General features: G+C 65.1%; 12 protein-coding genes. 3 read left to right on the forward strand and 9 right to left on the reverse strand.

Annotation, left to right across the window (positions count from 1 at the left end):
• Positions 1-7: 7 nt before the first annotated feature.
• From ABX298_RS18565 to ABX298_RS18580, 4 genes are all read right to left on the reverse strand, one after another.
• Complete coding sequence (locus ABX298_RS18565; protein ID WP_075044195.1) at positions 8-1,678, reverse strand: bifunctional protein-serine/threonine kinase/phosphatase; 1,671 nt, start codon at positions 1,676-1,678, stop codon at positions 8-10.
• Between the two features lie 9 nt (positions 1,679-1,687).
• The gene (locus ABX298_RS18570) at positions 1,688-2,899 is read right to left on the reverse strand and encodes a NarK/NasA family nitrate transporter (protein WP_085589389.1); all 1,212 of its coding nucleotides are present in this window, start codon (positions 2,897-2,899) and stop codon (positions 1,688-1,690) included.
• Between the two features lie 320 nt (positions 2,900-3,219).
• Entirely contained in the window at positions 3,220-3,795 is a 576-nt protein-coding gene (locus tag ABX298_RS18575) for an ANTAR domain-containing response regulator (RefSeq protein ID WP_025338289.1), read from the reverse strand.
• 12 nt (positions 3,796-3,807) lie between these two features.
• Entirely contained in the window at positions 3,808-5,022 is a 1,215-nt protein-coding gene (locus ABX298_RS18580) for a CmpA/NrtA family ABC transporter substrate-binding protein (RefSeq protein ID WP_367393456.1), read from the reverse strand.
• A gap of 280 nt (positions 5,023-5,302) precedes the next feature.
• Between ABX298_RS18580 and ABX298_RS18585 the strand changes: the two genes are divergently transcribed.
• On the forward strand, positions 5,303-6,325 hold the full coding sequence (locus ABX298_RS18585) for a quinone-dependent dihydroorotate dehydrogenase (RefSeq protein WP_025338291.1): 1,023 nt from the start codon (positions 5,303-5,305) through the stop codon (positions 6,323-6,325).
• 150 nt (positions 6,326-6,475) lie between these two features.
• Here the strand turns inward: ABX298_RS18585 and ABX298_RS18590 are convergent, their stop codons facing one another.
• Positions 6,476-6,691, reverse strand: a complete 216-nt coding sequence (locus ABX298_RS18590; protein WP_003248687.1) for a ribosome modulation factor — start codon at positions 6,689-6,691, stop codon at positions 6,476-6,478.
• A gap of 561 nt (positions 6,692-7,252) precedes the next feature.
• On the opposite strand from ABX298_RS18590, the gene rlmKL reads away from it, so the two are divergent.
• A complete protein-coding gene (gene rlmKL / locus ABX298_RS18595; protein ID WP_367393457.1) occupies positions 7,253-9,445 on the forward strand; it encodes a bifunctional 23S rRNA (guanine(2069)-N(7))-methyltransferase RlmK/23S rRNA (guanine(2445)-N(2))-methyltransferase RlmL in 2,193 nt (730 codons plus the stop codon).
• A gap of 94 nt (positions 9,446-9,539) precedes the next feature.
• On the forward strand, positions 9,540-11,930 hold the full coding sequence (locus ABX298_RS18600) for a diguanylate cyclase (RefSeq protein WP_367393458.1): 2,391 nt from the start codon (positions 9,540-9,542) through the stop codon (positions 11,928-11,930).
• Between the two features lie 130 nt (positions 11,931-12,060).
• On the opposite strand, the gene dacB is transcribed toward ABX298_RS18600, so the two are convergent.
• From dacB to ABX298_RS18620, 4 genes are all read right to left on the reverse strand, one after another.
• On the reverse strand, positions 12,061-13,518 hold the full coding sequence (dacB, locus tag ABX298_RS18605; protein WP_025338294.1) for a D-alanyl-D-alanine carboxypeptidase/D-alanyl-D-alanine-endopeptidase: 1,458 nt from the start codon (positions 13,516-13,518) through the stop codon (positions 12,061-12,063).
• Between the two features lie 359 nt (positions 13,519-13,877).
• A complete protein-coding gene (locus tag ABX298_RS18610) occupies positions 13,878-14,222 on the reverse strand; it encodes a YggL family protein (RefSeq protein WP_004376110.1) in 345 nt (114 codons plus the stop codon).
• Positions 14,223-14,263: 41 nt separating this feature from the next.
• Positions 14,264-17,896: a transporter substrate-binding domain-containing protein gene (locus tag ABX298_RS18615; RefSeq protein ID WP_367393459.1), complete on the reverse strand. Its 3,633-nt coding sequence runs from the start codon at positions 17,894-17,896 to the stop codon at positions 14,264-14,266.
• 8 nt (positions 17,897-17,904) lie between these two features.
• Positions 17,905-18,522 carry a response regulator transcription factor gene (locus tag ABX298_RS18620; RefSeq protein ID WP_075044199.1) on the reverse strand — a complete coding sequence of 206 codons (618 nt, stop codon included), beginning with the start codon at positions 18,520-18,522 and terminating at the stop codon, positions 17,905-17,907.
• Between the last annotated feature and the right edge of the window lie 7 nt (positions 18,523-18,529).

Consider the following 18,529-nt stretch of genomic DNA (forward strand, 5'->3'; position numbering starts at 1 on the left):
GGTGCGTTCAGCCCTTGAGCAGGGTGAGCAGCAATATCAGGTTGAACAGCAAGGACAGCAGGGCCAGGGTGCGCCAGACCTTCAACGGTTCGCGCTCCAGCAACGGCCGTGGCCGGCTGGGCAGTTCCTGGCGGTCGCCACGTTCGAGCAGCAGCAACCAGTGTTCGGCGGTTTCGAAGCGCTGCGCCGGGTCCGCTGCCAGTGCCTGCTGCAGGTTGTGCTGCAGCCATTCCGGCAGGTCGGGGCGGTAGCGCGCGGCGTTGACCGGTTGGCCGAAGCGCGGGCGCTGGAAAGCCTCCACTTCGCCGTAGGGGTAATGCCCGGTCAGCAGGTGATACAGCGTCACACCCACGGCATACAGGTCCTGGCGTGGGCTGGGCGGCTGGCCGTCGAACGCTTCCGGGGCAATATATGACGGCGTGCCCGGCAACTCGTGCAGCGGGTCTTCGGACAGCCCCGGGCAGTAGGCCAGGCCGAAGTCCAGCAGGCGCAGCTGGCCATCGCTGCCCAGGTGCAGGTTCTCTGGCTTGATGTCGCGGTGCAGCAGGTTGCGCCGGTGCAGTACGCCGACCGCCTGCAGCAGCTGCCGGGCCAGCTCCAGCCACTGCGGCATGGGTAGCGGGCCGTGCTCGGCCAGCAGCGCTGCCAGGCTCTGGCCGGGGTATTCGCGCATCACGTAGTACAGGTGCTGGCGCTGGCTGGCGGTGTGCAGTTCGGGGAAGTGCCGGCCAGCGACCCGGCGCAGGAACCATTCTTCCAGCAACAGCCCTTGCGCCGCGCCGGGCTCCTGCTCGCGTGCGGCGGGCAGGGTCTTCAGCAGCCAGGCATGGCCCTGGGCATCGCGCACCCGGTACAGCAGCGACTGGCGGCTTTGCGAAAGCAGCTTTTCGGCTTGCCAGCCATCGATTACCTGGCCTTCACGCAGCGGGCCGGGCACTGGCCATTGCTGCAGTTGCGCCAAGGTGTCGCCCAGGTTGGCCGTGCCCAGTTGCTCGACCTGCACCAGCAAGGCACTGGCGTTGTCCTGGCTGCCGTTCAGGTGCGCGCTGGCGACCAGGGTGTCGACGGCCAGTTGCAGGTCGGGTTGCTCGCGCAGCACCGCCTGGATGTGCTGGTCGCCCAGGCTGGCCCATACGCCATCGCTCAACAGCAGGAAGCTCTCGCCCGGCTGCAGCTCACCTTCCAGATAATCCACCAGCAGGTGCTGGTCCAGGCCCAGCGCGCGTTTCAGCACATGCTGCATGCCTGGCTGGTCCCATACATGGTCTTCGCTCAGGCATTGCAGGCGCCCAGCGTGCCAGCGGTACACGCGGCAGTCACCCACGTGGGCCAGGGTAAAACGCCGGCCGCGCAGCACCAGCGCGCTGAGGGTGGTCAGCAGTGGCTGGCCACTGCCTTGGGCGCGCAACCAGCGGTTCTGCGCCAGCAGCAGGCGGTCGAGGGCCTGGGCCACGCTCCAGGTCGCGGGGGTGGCGTAGTAGTCCAGGGCCAGCGCCTGCAGGCTGGCGCGGGCTGCCAGGCCGCCATCGGCACATTGGCTGACGCCGTCGGCGAGGGCGAACAGGTAGCCTTTGCTGGCGGCCAGCTCCGGCGCCGGGGTAACCAGGCGCAGGGCGTCCTGGTTTTCCTCGCGCGGCCCGGTGGCGCTGGCCTGGGCAAAGTTCAGTTGCAGGCTCATGGCTGTGCCTCAGACCCGTGCTGCGGTAACCGCAGCCGAGCCCCAGGTGGTGCGCCAGCGCTGTTTCACGCCGTGCAGGCCGAACCAGGCCAGCAAGCCCAGGCTGGCGAACAGCCACAGCCCCAGCTGGTAGTCACCGGTGTGCTGCTTGATGGTGCCAAGCCCGGCGGCCAGCAGGAAGCCACCGATGCCGCCGGCCATGCCGATCAGCCCGGTCATCACGCCGATCTCCTGGCGGAAACGTTGCGGTACCAGCTGGAACACCGCGCCATTGCCGGCCCCCAGGCCGAGCATGGCGCTGACGAACAGGGCCAGTGCGGCGGCGGCGCTAGGCAGGTTGAAGCCGACTGCAGCGATGCAGATAGCCGCCACGCTGTACATGCCCAGCAGGGTGCGGATGCCGCCGAAGCGGTCGGCCAGGGCGCCCCCGAGCGGGCGCATCAGGCTGCCGGCGAACACGCAGGCAGCGGTGTAGTAGCCGGCGGTGACCGGGCTCAGGCCATACTGGTCGCTGAAATAGCCGGGCAGGGCGCTGGCCAGTCCGATGAAGCCGCCGAAGGTGACGCTGTAGAAGAACATGAACCACCAGCTGTCACGGTCGCCCAGGGCCTTGAGGTAGTCGGCCATGGCTTTTGGCTTGGGCCGCTGCGGAGCATTGCGTGCCAGCAGGGCGAACACCAACAGCGCCAGCGACAGCGGGACCAGCGCGAAGCCGAACACATTGTTCCAGCCAAAGCCCGCAGCCAGCGCCGGGGCCAGCAGGGCGGCGAACACCGTGCCGGAGTTGCCGGCACCGGCAATGCCCATGGCTTTGCCTTGGTGCTGTGGCGGGTACCACTGCGAGGCCAGCGGCAGTGACACGGCGAACGAGGCACCGGCAAAGCCGAGGAACACGCCCAGCAGCAGCGCTTGTTCATAGCTGTGCACGCCCAGGTGCCAGGCAGCGGCGAGGGCGATGATGACCACCACCTGGCCGATCAGCCCGGCGGTCTTGGGCGACAGGCGGTCGACCAGCACGCCCATGGCGAAGCGCAGGATCGCCCCGGCCAGGATCGGCGTGGCCACCATCAGGCCCCGTTGTTGTGCACTCAGCTGCAGATCGGCGGCAATCTGCACCGCCAGTGGGCCAAGCAGGTACCAGACCATGAAGCTGAGGTCGAAGTACAGGAACGCGGCGAACAGCGTGGGCACATGCCCGGATTTCCAGAAGCTGGTACTCATCGAACACCTCACTCGGCAATGCAACGGAACGAAAAAGACGCCGCTACCCGCTCCACGTGGGTGGAGGGGAGAGCGACGTCTTTGTCGGGATCAAGTGGGCAACCGCCGTTGGCTACCGGTGATATTTGTTCAGCAAGAGATGGGCCAACTCGGACCGTGGGTTGACTCGGGTTATGTGGGAGCGGCCTTGTGTCGCGAAAGGGCTGCGCAGCAGCCCCGGCAATGTCTGCGGCGAAGCTGGAAATTCGGGGGCCGCTACGCGCCCCTTTCGCGACACAAGGCCGCTCCCACATGGATCGCGTGAGGTTTTGAACGAAGCGTCACCCCAGCATCTCGTGCATGGCAATGATCTGCTCGGCCACCTGAATCAGCTTCTGCTGCCGGCTCATGGCCTGGCGGCGCATCAGGGTGTAGGCCTGTTCTTCATTGCAGTCTTTCATCTTCATCAGCAAACCCTTGGCCTGCTCGATGCGCTTGCGCTCGGCCAGTTGCTGGTCGCGCGCAAGCAGCTGCGCCTTCAGCGCCTGGTCGCTTTCGAAGCGGGCCATGGCCACGTCCAGGATCGGTTGCAGCCGCGCGGCATGGATGCCTTCGACGATGTAGGCGCTGACCCCTGCCTGGATCGCCTGGCGCATCACCCCGGGGTCGTGCTCGTCGGTGAACAGCACGATCGGCCGCGGCTGGTCACGGCTGACCAGGACCACCTGTTCCATCACATCGCGGTCCGGTGAGTCGGTGTCGATCAGCACCACGTCCGGGCGCACCGTTTCGACGCAGGCGGGCAGGTCGATGGTCAGGTCTGGGGCTTCGATGACCTCGAAGCCGGCCTCGCTCAAGGCTGCCTTGAGGCGGCCGAGTTTGCTCTGGGTGTCGTCGATCAGCAGGATGCGCAACATGAATGGTCCCCCTCACGCGCCGACACGGGCATCGGGCAGGTCGCCCAGTGCATGCAGGCTGAAACTGCGGGCATAACCGTAGGGGTCACTACCGTCCCAGCGGCTGCCATCGATCAGCAGGCTGCTGCGCATCGGCTGCTCGGGGCAGGCCACACCGAGGCTTTGTGCCGCCTCGCCATACAGTGCCAGCTGCTGGACCTGGCGGGCCACGCCGAGGTAGTCGGGGTCGTCGCGCAGCAGGCCCCAGCGGCGGAACTGGGTCATGAACCACATGCCGTCGGACAGGTACGGCAGGTTGGCCCGGCCATGATCGTGCAGGCGCAGGGCGTGCGGGTCTTGCCAGTGGTTGCCCAGGCCATCGTGGTAGCTGCCGAGCAGGCGTGGTTCGATGCTTGTCAGCGGGGTGTCCAGGTAGGCGCTGCCGCTGAGCAGTTGCGCAGTGCTGCGGCGGTTCTCCGGGCTTTGCTCGATGAAGCGGCTGGCGGCGAGGACCGCCTTGATAAGCGCGCGGGCGCTGTTGGGGTATTGCTCGGCAAAGGTGCGGGCGCAGGCCAGGACCTTTTCCGGGTGGTCCGGCCAGATCGACTGGCTGGTGGCCAGGGTGAAGCCCTGGCCCGCGGCTACGGCATCGGCAGCCCAGGGTTCGCCCACGCAGAAACCGTCGATGCGCCCGGCCTGGATATGCGCGGCCATCTGCGCTGGCGGCACCACCACGCTGTCGACGTCGCGCAATGGGTGGATGCCCTGGCTGGCCAGCCAGTAATACAGCCACATGGCGTGGGTACCGGTGGGGAAGGTCTGGGCGAAGGTGAGGCGTGCGCCATGCAGGTGCACCAGGCGCGCCAATGCTTCAGGGTTGGTCACGCCTTTGCGCTGCAGGGCCGGAGACAGGTTTATGGCCTGGGCGTTCTGGTTCAGCCCCATGAGCACGGCCATGGCGCTGGCCGGTACACCGCCGATGCCCAGGTGCACGGCGTACACCAGGCCATACAGGCAGTGCGCGGCATCCAGCTCGCCGCTGACCAGCTTGTCGCGCAGCCCGGCCCAGGAGCCCTGGCGCTTGAGGTTGAGGGTAAGGCCGTGCTGCTGGGCGAAGCCCTGGGTGGCGGCGACTACCACCGAGGCGCAGTCGGTCAGGGCCATGTAGCCGATGTTCAGGCTGGGCTTTTCCGGCGCGTCGCTGCCGTTGACCCAGGCCAGGGGCGTTGCTCGGGGTACAGTGTTCACAAGGTTCCTCGCCCGTACTGATAAGGCTGTGGGCTTTTCCGGTGCAACCGATGTGCCATCTGGCAGCATCCCTGTGGAGCAACTGCCTTGTGCCGCCTGCATTGGCCTCATCGCCGGCAAGCCAGCTCCCACAGATACAGCACAGTTTTCAGCCCTTGTGTTGCCCCTGTGGGAGCCGGCTTGCCGGCGATGGGCTGCGCAGCAGCCCCACGATTTGCTGTCATGCCGGGCTCACGCTGGCTATAATCGCCCCCTCATTCACCCCGAGCCTTGCCCGCCCATGTATACCCTGGCCCGCCAGCTGCTGTTCAAGCTTTCTCCGGAAACCTCCCACGACCTGTCCCTGGACCTGATCGGCGCCGGTGGCCGTCTTGGCCTCAACGGCATGCTGTGCAAGCAGCCGGCGGCTTTGCCGGTTACGGTCATGGGCTTGAACTTCGCCAACCCGGTGGGCCTGGCGGCCGGCCTGGACAAGAACGGCGCGGCTATCGACGGTTTCGCCCAGCTGGGCTTCGGCTTCGTCGAAATCGGCACCGTCACCCCGCGCCCGCAGCCGGGCAACCCCAAGCCGCGGCTGTTCCGCCTGCCGGAGGCAACGGCCATCATCAACCGCATGGGCTTCAACAACCTGGGCGTTGATCACCTGCTCGGCCGGGTGCGGGCTGCGCGTTACAACGGCGTGCTGGGTATCAACATCGGCAAGAATTTCGACACCCCGGTGGAGCGTGCCGTCGATGACTACCTGATCTGCCTGGACAAGGTGTACACCGACGCCAGTTACATCACGGTCAACGTCAGTTCGCCAAACACCCCGGGCCTGCGCAGCCTGCAGTTCGGCGATTCGCTCAAGCAGCTGCTCGATGCCCTGGCCGAGCGCCGCGAGCAATTGGCCGGCACGCATGGCAAGCGCGTACCTCTGGCAATCAAGATTGCCCCGGACATGAGCGACGAAGAAACCGCCCTGGTGGCCGCCGCGCTGATGGAGTCGGGCATGGATGCGGTGATCGCCACCAACACCACACTGGGCCGTGAAGGTGTAGAAGGGTTGCCGTACGGTGGCGAGGCGGGTGGCCTGTCGGGCGCGCCGGTGCTGGAGAAGAGCACCCATATCGTCAAGGTGCTGGCGGGCGAGCTGGGCGGCAAGCTGCCGATCATTGCCGCTGGCGGCATTACCGAAGGCCGCCATGCCGCCGAGAAGATCGCTGCCGGGGCGAGCCTGGTGCAGATTTATTCGGGCTTCATTTACAGAGGGCCAGCGTTGATTCGCGAGGCGGTGGACGCTATCGCTGCGATGCCGCGGTGACCTGGCCGGCCCATTCGCGGGCATGCCCGCGAAGAAGCCAGCGCGGATATGGATTCGAAGTCATAAAAAAGGGCCCCATCAAGGGGCCCCTGGGCCTTCGCCCGCCGCCCGGATAGGGCGTGCATGGTAAATCGAATTCAGTGTCCTCGTTCAGCCAACGGCGTGATTTTCGTTGAGTCTATGGATGCCAGCGGTGCCAGTCATTCCGTCCCAGTTATCACCGCGACCTTCACGCCAGCCGTTGATCCAGGCTTGGCGAACAGAAGGAAGATTGAAGGGGCAAAGTTCGCGGGATTTGCCGGTGACCCCGTATTGGTAGCCACGTGAATATGCTCTTTCCAACGGATCACGCTTAAGTCTTCTCATAGGGTGTTGCCCTCACTTGTTGACTGTAATGTCCCGTCGGCCTCTCCGAGGCCGGGCAGAGTCTTTCTGCCGGTGTGCGCTCGCTGCCGGCGTGGCGAGCTGAAAGTGCCACCTCGTTGCGAAGTGGCCTGAGACCAGTTCTATCGAATGCGAGTCACCGTGTGAATGATCGATTTGTCATAAGCACGTAACCTTTCCAAGGGTGAGGGGATAAGTAAATAAATGCGACTCAACCTTGTTTAGCGTTGAGCCCGCTATGTTCAGGGTTTGCCGATGATTGACGCCATTTCGCCAGCGTTGCTCGCGGATGACAGAAATAATTTGAAATGCGACGAAGGGTCACATCGGCCCCGGTATCGCCAGAATTTTTCGTACTGCCTGATGATCTAAGCTGTCTTTGCCACTGGGCCAAGCACAGATCGGTCAGGCGGCCCGGCCTTTCACCGCACGCGCGCGTGCCGGGAAAGGCCACCCGCACGCCTGCTGGAAAGGTGTGCGGGCAAACATCGCGGGGCGATGCGTCGCCCCGTCAGTCAAATAGCCCAAGGCGCTGGATTACTCATGTCGGACCGTTTCGAACTTTACCTCACCTGCCCCAAAGGCCTGGAAGGCCTGCTTGCCGAAGAGGCACGGGGCCTCGGCCTGGATGACGTGCGCGAGCACACCTCGGCCATTCGCGGCGCCGCCGACATGGAAACCGCCTACCGCCTGTGCCTGTGGTCACGCCTGGCCAACCGGGTGCTGCTGGTACTCAAGCGCTTCTCCATGAAGAACGCCGACGACCTCTACGACGGCGTGCACGCGGTCGACTGGGCCGATCACCTGGCAGCCGACGGCACCCTGGCGGTGGAGTTCAGCGGCCATGGCTCGGGCATCGACAACACTCACTTCGGTGCGCTGAAGGTCAAGGACGCGATCGTCGACAAGCTGCGCAACCGCGAAGGCCTGCGCCCGTCGGTGGAAAAGATCGACCCTGATGTGCGCGTGCACCTGCGCCTGGACCGTGGCGAAGCCATTCTCTCCCTCGACCTTTCCGGGCACAGCCTGCACCAGCGTGGCTACCGCCTGCAGCAAGGTGCCGCGCCGCTGAAGGAAAACCTGGCGGCGGCGGTGCTGATCCGCGCCGGCTGGCCGCGCATTGCCGCCGAAGGTGGCGCGCTGGCCGACCCGATGTGCGGTGTGGGTACCTTCCTGGTCGAAGCGGCGATGATCGCCGCCGATATCGCGCCCAACCTCAAGCGTGAACGCTGGGGCTTCAGTGCCTGGCTCGGCCATGTACCGGCGTTGTGGCGCAAGGTGCATGACGAGGCGCAGGCGCGGGCACAGGCCGGCCTGGCCAAGCCACCACTGTGGATCCGTGGCTACGAGGCCGACCCGCGGCTGATCCAGCCAGGCCGCAACAACGTCGAGCGTGCCGGCCTGGGCGACTGGGTAAAGATCTACCAGGGCGAAGTCAGCACCTTCGAGCCGCGCCCGGACCAGAACCAGAAAGGCCTGGTCATCAGCAACCCGCCCTATGGCGAGCGCCTGGGTGACGAAGCCAGCCTGCTGTACCTCTACCAGAACCTCGGCGAGCGCCTGCGCCAGGCCTGCATGGGCTGGGAGGCGGCGGTATTCACTGGCGCGCCGCAGCTGGGCAAGCGCATGGGCATTCGCAGCCACAAGCAGTACGCGTTCTGGAACGGCGCCTTGCCGTGCAAGCTGCTGCTGTTCAAGGTGCAGCCCGACCAGTTCGTTACCGGCGAGCGCCGCGAGGCGCAGCCTGAAGGCGCGGAAAGCCGCCAGCAGGCAGCACCGGCCAGCGAGCCGGCGCGCCTGTCGGAAGGGGCGCAGATGTTCGCCAACCGCCTGCAGAAAAACCTCAAGCAACTGGGCAAGTGGGCCCGCCGCGAGCAGGTCGATTGCTACCGCTTGTACGATGCCGACATGCCCGAGTACGCCCTGGCGGTCGACCTGTACCAGGATTGGGTGCACGTGCAGGAATACGCCGCGCCACGTTCGGTCGACCCGGACAAGGCCCAGGCACGCCTGCTCGACGCGCTGGCAGCCATCCCGCAGGCCCTGGGCATTTCGCCGCAGCGTGTGGTGCTCAAGCGTCGCGAGCGGCAGAGCGGCACGCGCCAGTACGAGCGCCAGGCAACCGAAGGCCGCTTCCAGGAAGTGAACGAAGGTGGCGTCAAGCTGCTGGTCAACCTCACCGACTACCTCGACACCGGCCTGTTCCTCGACCATCGCCCGATGCGCATGCGCATCCAGCGCGAAGCAGCCGGTAAGCGCTTCCTCAACCTGTTCTGCTACACCGCCACGGCCACCGCGCATGCGGCCAAGGGCGGCGCGCGCAGCACCACCAGCGTCGACCTGTCGAAAACCTACCTGGACTGGGCGCGGCGCAACCTGGCGCTCAATGGCTTCTCCGAGCGCAACCGCCTGGAGCAGGGCGATGTGATGGCCTGGCTGGAGGGCAACCGCGACAGCTACGACCTGATCTTCATCGACCCGCCGACCTTCTCCAACTCCAAGCGCATGGAAGGCGTGTTCGACGTGCAGCGTGACCACGTGCAGCTGCTGGACCTGGCCATGGCCCGCCTGGCGCCGGGTGGCGTGCTGTATTTCTCCAACAACTTCCGCAAGTTCCAGCTGGACGAGCACCTGATGGTGCGTTACGCGGTGGAGGAAATCACGGCCCAGACCCTGGACCCGGACTTCGCCCGCAATAACCGTATCCATCGCGCCTGGCGTCTGCAGCTTCGTTGAGGCGACGAGGTACATTGCGCGGCTAATGGCCAATAGCTATAACTGAGGGCAGGGCAAGATAATCCGCAGGACGCTGACGTGACGAGATGGGTGTATGTCAAAGGGTGGCGTGCGTGCGCGGTTGCTTGGCCTGTGCACAGAGGCGGTGTCCGCCTGGGCGGTGGCCCTGGTCGCCCTGGTCGTGGGCGGCCTGTTGACGGCCGTCCTGGCGTTAGCCACGCAAACCTTCTACAAGCAGCAGCTGCGCCAGCGCTTCGAGCTGCTGGCCAGCGAGCGTTTCAGCCGTATCGCCGAGCGGTTTGACGAACAGCAGCAGCGCCTGGACGGGCTGCGGCGGTTTTTCAGCTTTTCAAACGAAATCACCCCACACGAGTTCGACGGCTACGCCAGGCCATTGCTGCAGCGGACCCTGGCCTACGCCTGGGCGCCGCGTGTCGAGGCCGCGCAACGCGCCGAGTTCGAGCGCCAGGCCAGTGCGCATTCCGGCCCGGGCTATGTGATCCGCGACCAGGATGAGCAAGGCCAGTGGCGGCCATCCCCCCAGCGCGACCATTACTTCCCGGTGCTCTATACCCAGTCGGGTGAATTGCCCGGGCTGCCCTATGGGCTGGACCTCGCCGGCCAGGAAGTGCCCCTGGCGGCACTGGCGCGGGCGCTGGGACCGGGCAGCATGGCGGTGTCCGAGCCACTGCCCATGTTCGATACCAGCTCGGATGCGCGTGGCCTGCTGATGGTGGCGCCGGTGTTTTCCGATGCCAACCCCCGCGGCGCGGCAGTGGGCTATGTGATGGCCTTGCTGAGCATGCGTGAGCTGGTCAGTGACGGGCGCCCGGTTACGGCAGACGATAACCTGGTGGTGCGTATCGTCGACCCCACCGGGCTGCATGGCCCCGAGGTGATGTTCGATTCGCAGAACCCGGTCGCACCCCTGCCGCTGGCTACCAACCAGCTGTTGCACCTGGCTGATCACCACTTCCAGCTGAGTATCCGGCCGAGCCTGGCCTTCGTGCGCGCCAACCGTTCCTCAGCAGTGCTGGCGGTGAGCCTGCTGGGCGGCTTGTTGAGCCTGCTGCTCAGTGTCTTGCTCTACAGCTTGTTCAGCCAGCGCCAGCGCGCCTTGGCCCTGGTCGAGCAGCGCACCGCCGAGCTGCGGGTCAGCGAGCAATCCCTGCGTGGCACCCACAACCAGCTGCGCAGCGTGCTGGATGCCGCAACCCAGGTGGCGATCATCGCCACCAACCTCAAGGGTGTGGTCAGCACCTTCAACGCCGGCGCCGAGCGCATGCTCGGTTACCCCGCCAGTGAGGCGATCGGCCAGCTGCGCCTGGAAGACCTGGTGCTGCCCGAGGAGTTGAGCCTGCGTGCCCATGCCTTGAGCCTGCGTTACGGCCGGCCGATTGAAGGTGGCCAGGCCATGTTTGCCGAAACGGTGCAGGAGCATGGCGCCGAGCCGGGGGAATGGACCTTGCTGCGCGCCGATGGCAGCCAACTGGTGGCCAACATGCTGGTCACCGCCATGCTCGATGAACAGGGGTTGTGGGTCGGTTACCTGGCGATCTGCATCGATGTCACTGAACGGCGGCGGGTGCATGAGGCGCTGGCGGCGCGTGACCGCCTTCTGGAAAAGCTCAGTGCCGAGGTGCCGGGCGGCATCTACCAGTACCGCCTGGATGGCAACGGCCATTCCTGTTTTCCGTACGCCAGCATGGGCCTGTACGACATCTACGAAGTCGACCTGCAGCAGTTGCGCGAGGATGCCACGGCGGTGTTCGAGCGCATCCACCCGGATGACCTGGAGCGCGTGCGCCGCTCGGTGCGTTACTCGGCCGAACACCTGTCGCCCTGGCGCGAGGAATACCGGGTCTGCCTGCCGCGTGCCGGGCTGCGCTGGGTGCGTGGCGAGGCGACACCGGAGGTGGGCGAGCAGGGCTGCACCTTGTGGCATGGCTACCTGACCGACATCTCCGACCTCAAGGGCGTGGAGGAAGAGTTGCGTGCGCTGTCGGTGACCGACTCGCTGACCGGGATCCATAACCGCCGTTACTTCCAGGAGCGGCTCAAGCTCGAACTGGAACGGGCCCAGCGCGATGGCCAGGCACTGGCGGTGATCATGCTCGATATCGATCACTTCAAGCGCATCAACGACCATTTCGGCCATGCCGTCGGCGACCGCGTGCTGCGCAGCCTGTGCCTGCGTATCGGCCAGCGTTTGCGGCGTACCGATGTGTTCTGCCGGCTGGGCGGCGAGGAATTCATGGTGCTGTGCCCGGGCAGCGATGCCGAGCAGGCGCGGCTGCTGGCGCTGGAGCTGTGGCAAGGAGTGCGCAATATGCCGGTGGAAGGCGTGGGCAGGGTGACCGCGAGTTTTGGTGTGGCGGGCTGGCGACCGGGTGAAGGGGCCGATGCCTTGCTGTTGCGGGCTGATGCAGGCGTGTATGCGGCCAAGCAGGCCGGGCGGGACCGGGTGGAGGGGGAGTTGGCCTGACAGCTTTCAGTTGCCAATGCCGGCCCTTTCGCGGCTAAAGCCGCTCCCACAGGGACATCACAGGTCCTGAACCCTGCACTGTACATGTAGGAGCGGCTTTAGCCGCGAATAGACCGGTACCGGCTAACGATCAGTTGGCCGCTGTGCTGCCGGCCAGTTTCGGCTGGCGGTAAAGGTCCAGCAGCACCTGGTCGAGCACCTGCGAGGCGCCCCACGGTTTCGGATCGTTGAGGATCGCCGCCACCGCCCAGGTATGGCCGTTGCTGTCGCGGCTGAAGCCGGCAATTGCCCGCACGGTGTTCAGCGTGCCGGTCTTGATGTGCCCTTCGCCGGTCATGGCGGTGCGCTTCAGGCGCTTGCGCATGGTGCCGTCCATACCCACCAGCGGCATCGAGCTCATGAACTCGGCAGCATAGGGGCTCTTCCAGGCGGCCTGCAGCATCGCGGCCATCTCCCGGGTGCTGACCCGTTCGGCACGCGACAGGCCGGAACCGTTTTCCATCACCAGGTGCGGCGCGGTAATGCCTTTCTTCGCCAACCACTGGCGCACCACGCGCTGGGCGGCGCGGGCGTCGTCACCGTCGGCATCGGTGCGGAACTGCGCGCCAAGGCTCAGGAACAGCTGCTGGGCCATGGTGTTGTTGCTGTACTTGTTGATGTCGCGGATCACTTCCACCAGGTCTGGCGAGAAGGCACGGGCCAGCAGGCGAGCGCCCTTGGGCACGTTCTCGAAGCGGTCGCCACCCTGGATGCTGCCACCCAGTTCGTTCCAGATCGCGCGCACGGCACCGGCGGCGTAGGTTTGGTGGTCGAGCAGCGACAGGTAGGTCTGCGAGTTGCAGCCGTCACCCAGCTGGCCGCTGACCGTTACGCTGATGCCATCGGCCTGCTGCACCGGGTTGTAACGCACATCACCCGAGCACTGTTTGGAGGCCACCGCCTTGACCTGGTTGTCGATACGGATGCTGGCAATCGGCGGTTCGACCGCGATGGTGACCTTGCCGCCATCGTTGCGGGCCACGAAGCGCAGGGCCTTGAGGTTGACCAGCAGCGAGTCGGGCTTGACCAGGAACGGCTTGTTCTCATCGCCGCCGTCGTCGTTGAACTGCGGCAGGTTGGGCTGCACGAAGTGGCTGCGGTCCAGCACCAGGTCGCCGGTGATGGTGCGCACGCCATTGGCGCGCAGGTCACGCATCAGCAGCCACAGCTTCTCCATGTTCAGTTTGGGGTCGCCGCCACCCTTGAGGTACAGGTTGCCGTTGAGTACACCGTTGCTCAGGGTGCCATCGGTGTAGAACTCGGTTTTCCACTGGAAGGTCGGGCCGAGCAGTTCGAGGGCGGCGTAGGTGGTGACCAGTTTCATGGTCGAGGCCGGGTTGACCGAGACATCGGCATTGAACACGGTCGGTGTGCCGGGGCCGTCCAGCGGCAGCATCACCAGCGACAGGGCAGAATCCTGCAGCTTGTTGGCCTTGAGGGCCTGCTGCACCTTGGCAGGCAGCGTGGTGTTGACGGCGGCGGCCTGGCTGGGCAGGGCGAGTGGCAACAGCAGGCCGGCAAGAACGAGGGGACGAAGCGTTTTGATCATGATCGATAAATACCCTACGGCGAGGGAAAAGGGCATTGGGGCTGTAAGGGATGATGGCCCCAGGGTGAAAGAATACGCATTATGCCCCAAGCGCAGCGACGATGCGCCACGTTCGACGGAAAAGCACCGCCAATAAAAAAGGCCACCCCTGAGGGTAATGCCTGTCAGTCAAGTAATTGGGGCCGCTTTACGGCTCATCGCCGGCAAGCCAGCTCCCACAGGGATTGCGCAATTCCTGAGTTCTGCGCATACCTGTGGGAGCTGGCTTGCCGGCGATGGGCTGCGAAGCAGCCCCATTAACGCTATCTGACAGGCATTACCCTTGGGGTGGCCTTTTCAGCGATCGAGCCGGGCCGGTATTACTCGGCCTTGTTGATCGGCTTTTCCGGGTACCAGGCGTCCAGCAGCGGGCTGACTTCGATCTTGGTCAGTTCGCTACGGCCTTTGAGCCAGGCTTCAACGGCTGCACGCTGTTCTTCGCTGACCGAGCCACGTTTGACCGAGCACACCAGGCCGAAATCGTCACCGCCTACATAGTCCAGGCCGTTGGCGTCCATGGCTTCTGCCAGGAACGCGTCGAGGAAAGCATCGATTGCCTGGTCATCCAGATCTTCCTTGAATTCCAGGTTCAGCTCGAAGCCCAATTCCTGAAACTCGTCGACACACAGCTTCTTGCGCAGACGACGGGAGCGGTTTGTGGCCATGAAACAATCCTCTTAGGTAATAACGCCGCGCAGTCTACCAGTTAACACGCCTGGCTGCCTGCCTGTGTGCAGGTGCCTGTGGCCAGTTCCTTGGCCAGGGCACGTTCTACCCGGCACATATGCCGCGCCAGTGCCTGGCGCCGCAGGCGTAACTGGTCGGGAGGCAAGCCGCTTGCCTCCAGGGCTTCGCAGGCCTTCATCAGCGCGGGGGCTTCCAGCATCCGCGCGGCGCTGAGCACCTTGTGCGCCTGTTCGGCAATGGCATCGCTGTCGCGCTGCGGATGCAATGCCATCAAGGTGGCCAGGTCGGCCTGCAGGCTCTGCTGCAATGCCTGCAGGAAGCGCTGGCGGTCGTTCGGGTCATGCCCGACCACTGTGGACAGGCCGTCCAGGTGGTACAGCTTGCGCCGCGGTTTGTGCTGGCGACGCGGGCGGATGCCGGCCAGGCGCTGGCTGAGCGTGCCCAGGCTGATGGGCTTGAGCAGGCAGTCGTCCATGCCGGCGCTCAGGCACTTTCGGCGTACCTCCGGCTGTGCGTTGGCGGTGTAGCCGAGAATGGTGCAGCGCGGCCGCTTGCCATGGCGTTCCTCGGTACGCACGGCGGTAGCCAGCTGGTAGCCGTTCATGTGCGGCATGTTGCAGTCGAGCACCAGCACATCGAAGTCGCCCGCCCGCCAGGTGGCCAGGCCTTCGCGACCGTCGCGGGCGCTGGTGTGCTCCAGCCCCAGGTAGCGAAGCTGCTGTGCCATCAGTTGCAGGTTGGCCGGGTGGTCGTCGATCACCAGCACGTTCAGCCGTGGGTCGGGCACATCGAGGTTCTCTATCAGCGGGGCCGGCTGCGCCGCAGTGTCAACCCGCTGCAGCGGCATTTTCAGGCGTACCTGGGTGCCGACATCCTCCAGGCTCTTGATGGTCAGGCTGCCGCCCATCATTTCGCACAGGTTGCGACAGATGGCCAGGCCCAGCCCGGTACCCGCGCGGGCGCTCTGGCTATGCGGGTTGGCCTGGATGAACGGGTTGAACAGGCGTTGCAGGTCGTCGGCGTGGATACCGATGCCACTGTCGCGCACTTCCAGCTCCAGCACGGCGGGGGTAGTGCTGCCGTCGTCCACCAGGCCGACGCAGATGCGCACCTGGCCATGCTCGGTGAACTTGATGGCGTTGCTCACCAGGTTGGACAGGACCTGCTTGAAACGCAAGGGGTCGAGCAGGGCATGGCAGCGTGCGGCCGGTGCGATCATCACCTCCAGGGCCAGGCCTTTCTGCCGCGCCTGGCCTTCGAAAATGCGCCCCACCGATTCGACCAGGGCCGCCAGGTCGACGGCCTCCGGGGCGAGGGACAAGTGCCCCGACTCGATGCGCACGATGTCGAGGATATCGCCGATCAGGCCCAGCAGGTCCTTGGCCGAGTGGTGGGCCAGCTCCAGCGCGCAACGGTCTACCCGGCCTTGGTCGGCACGCTTGACTGCCAGCTCGAGCATGCCGATGACCGCATTCATCGGGGTGCGGATTTCGTGGCTGATGGTGGCCAGGAACGTGCTTTTGGCGCGGTTCGCATCGTCGGCCTGCTGCTTGGCCTGGCGCAGCTCCATGACCAGATGGCGGCGCTCGCTGATGTCGATCCAGCCACCGATGATGCCTTGCACCTCACCCAGTGAGTCGCGGTACGGCAGGATCCAGTGGTAGATGGTCATCTCCCGGCCCTGGATCCGTAGTGGCCGGTCCATGATCAGTGGCGAGCCTTCGGCCATCACCTTCAGGTAGTCGGCGTGGATCTGCCGGGTCTGCTCGAAATCGGCGAACAGGCTCCCCTCCAGGTTCTTGCCGATGACCTCTTCGGAGCGGGCTTGCACGGCTTCCAGATAGCTGTAGTTGCAGCTTTGCAGGCGGCCCTCGCGGTCACGCACGTACATGGGGTGGGGCGTGCCGTTGAGCAGGGCGCGCATGAACGCCAACTGGTCGTTCAGCGCCCGTTCGGCGCGTTGCCGCTGGCGAATCTGCAGGCGCAGGCGGGCATTCCACAGCAAGGCCAGCAGCAACAGCACGGCGGTGCCCAGTACCACCTGAATCGCCAGCCGGCGGTAGCCCTGGTCGTTGCCATCCTCGTGCAGGCTGAAGCCGCGCCAGCGGTTGTTGATGACCCCCAGTTCTTCCGGCGAGATGCTCAGCAGCGCCTTGTCGAGGATCGACACCAGCGCCTGTGACGGGGCACTGGTGGCCATGGCGAAGTTGGCGGGTTCGCTGCCGACGGTAGCCCGGATGACCAGTTCGGGGTTGCCGGCCAGCGCGTGGTTGGCGTCGATCAAGGTGGTGATCACCGCATCGACGGCACCGCTGTTGAGCAACGCCATGGAATAGAACGAGCTTTCGGTCTCGACCCAGCCGATTTGCGGATAGTGCCGCGACAGCATGGCGTCCATGGCGCTGTAGCGGGTAATGGCGATGCGATGCCCTTGCAGCTGTTCCAGCGAGGTGAAGGGTTGTTTGTCCTTGCGGCTGACCAGCACATAGGCGCTTTCCAGGTAGGGCTGGCTGATTTGCAGGTCGTCCTCGTTCACCCCGCCGGTGGCCAGTGCGGCGATGACATCGGCACGGCCATCCTTGAGGCGGGCAATCATGTCGGCAAGGCCGCTGGCGCGCTGCACTTCGAAACGCAAGCCGGTGCGCAGGCGAAGGAGCTCGAGCAGGTCGGCGGTGATGCCGCGAAAATGACCCGAACCATCGAAGTAGGAGACCGGTGCAGCGGTGTCATCGATTGCCACGCGCATCACCGGGTGGTCCTTCAGCCATTGTTCTTCGGTGTCGGTCAGTTGCAGCTTGCGGTCGGTCAGCAGCAGGTCGCTACCGGCGCTCCAGCGCTTGAAGATACTGGCGCGTATGGCTGAGGTCTGCCTGTCCAGGGTGGCGTTCACCATCTCCATCAGCACCCTGTCCTCGTGGCGCAGGGCAAAACCGAAGCCGATGGCTTCGTGCTTGCCGAAACTGGCCATGCGCAGACGCGGCAGGTGGCCGCGATTGAGCTGGTAGTGGGTGGAAATGGTATCGCCGATAAACACGTCGGCCTGGCCGAACGCCACGGCACTCAGGGCCTGGCTGGACGAGCCGAAGGCCAGCAGCTCGGCCTTGGGGTAGGCGCTTTTCACCTCCTGCCGGGGCAGGTAGTGGTAGAGCATGCCCAGGCGCATGCCGGCCAGGCCCATGTCCAGCGCCCGGCTTTCGTCCTCGCGCGTTACCAGCACCGGTTGGTCGATGGCATAGGGGTGCGACAGGGCCAGGCCATCGCTGGCCGCTTCGTAGCCATTGGAGCTGCCAAGCAGGTCGATGTCGCCCTGCCGGAGCGCCTCCACCGCCGCTTGCCGGCTGGAAAAGCGCAGCACTCGCACGGGCAACTGCAGGGCCTTGCCGATCAGGCTCGCGTACTCGGCGGTAAGGCCCTGGTAGTCGCGGCCCCCACTGGTGATGTCGAACGGCGGGTAGTCCGGTGCCGAGGTACCCAGCACCAGTTCCTGACGGCCTTCGAGCCATTGCCGTTGTTCGCTGGTGAGGGCAGGCAGTGCCGGCCTGGCCGATGAGCGTGCCAGCAAGGTATAGGACGAAGCTTCGTGATGGGTAGCCTGTGCCGCGCCGCTGAACAGGAGCAGGGTGAGCAGCAGGCGAACGATAAGGTGCGCCATGACTACCCTCAGACCAGCGCGTTGCGTTTGGCCATTTCAATCAGGTCGACCAGCGTATTGACCTGAAGTTTGTGCATGAGGCGCTTCTTGTAGGTACTGACAGTCTTGCTGCTGAGGAACATGCCCTTGGCAATTTCCTTGTTGCTGCGGCCTTGGGCGAATAGTTGCAGTACCATCAGTTCGCGGTCATTTACCTGGCGGAAAAGTTGCAAGTCGGCATCTACCGCCTGGTCATGCTTGATTGCCTGGCTGGGGAAGTAGTTGTAACCGGCCAGCACGGCCTTGATTGCACTGAGCAGTTCGCTCAGGTCTTCCTGCTTGCACACGTAGCCTGCAGCGCCCGAGTGCATGCAGCGTACGGCAAACAATGCGGGAGACTGCGCGGTCAGTACCAGCACCTTCATGGGCAGGGCCATGGCCTGGAACCGGGCAAGCACCTCCAGCCCATCCAGCTTGGGGATGCTGATGTCGAGGATGACCAGGTCGGGCGCGGTTTCGCGAATCATCTGCATGGCGTCCACGCCGTTGTCCGACTCGCCGACAACCTTGTAATTCTGGTTTTCCAGCAACATACGGACGGCCAGGCGGATGACGGGATGATCGTCGACGATAAATATGGAATGCATGTTCAAC

This window comes from Pseudomonas sp. X4 (assembly GCF_040784925.1).
GTDB lineage: Bacteria > Pseudomonadota > Gammaproteobacteria > Pseudomonadales > Pseudomonadaceae > Aquipseudomonas > Aquipseudomonas putida_Z.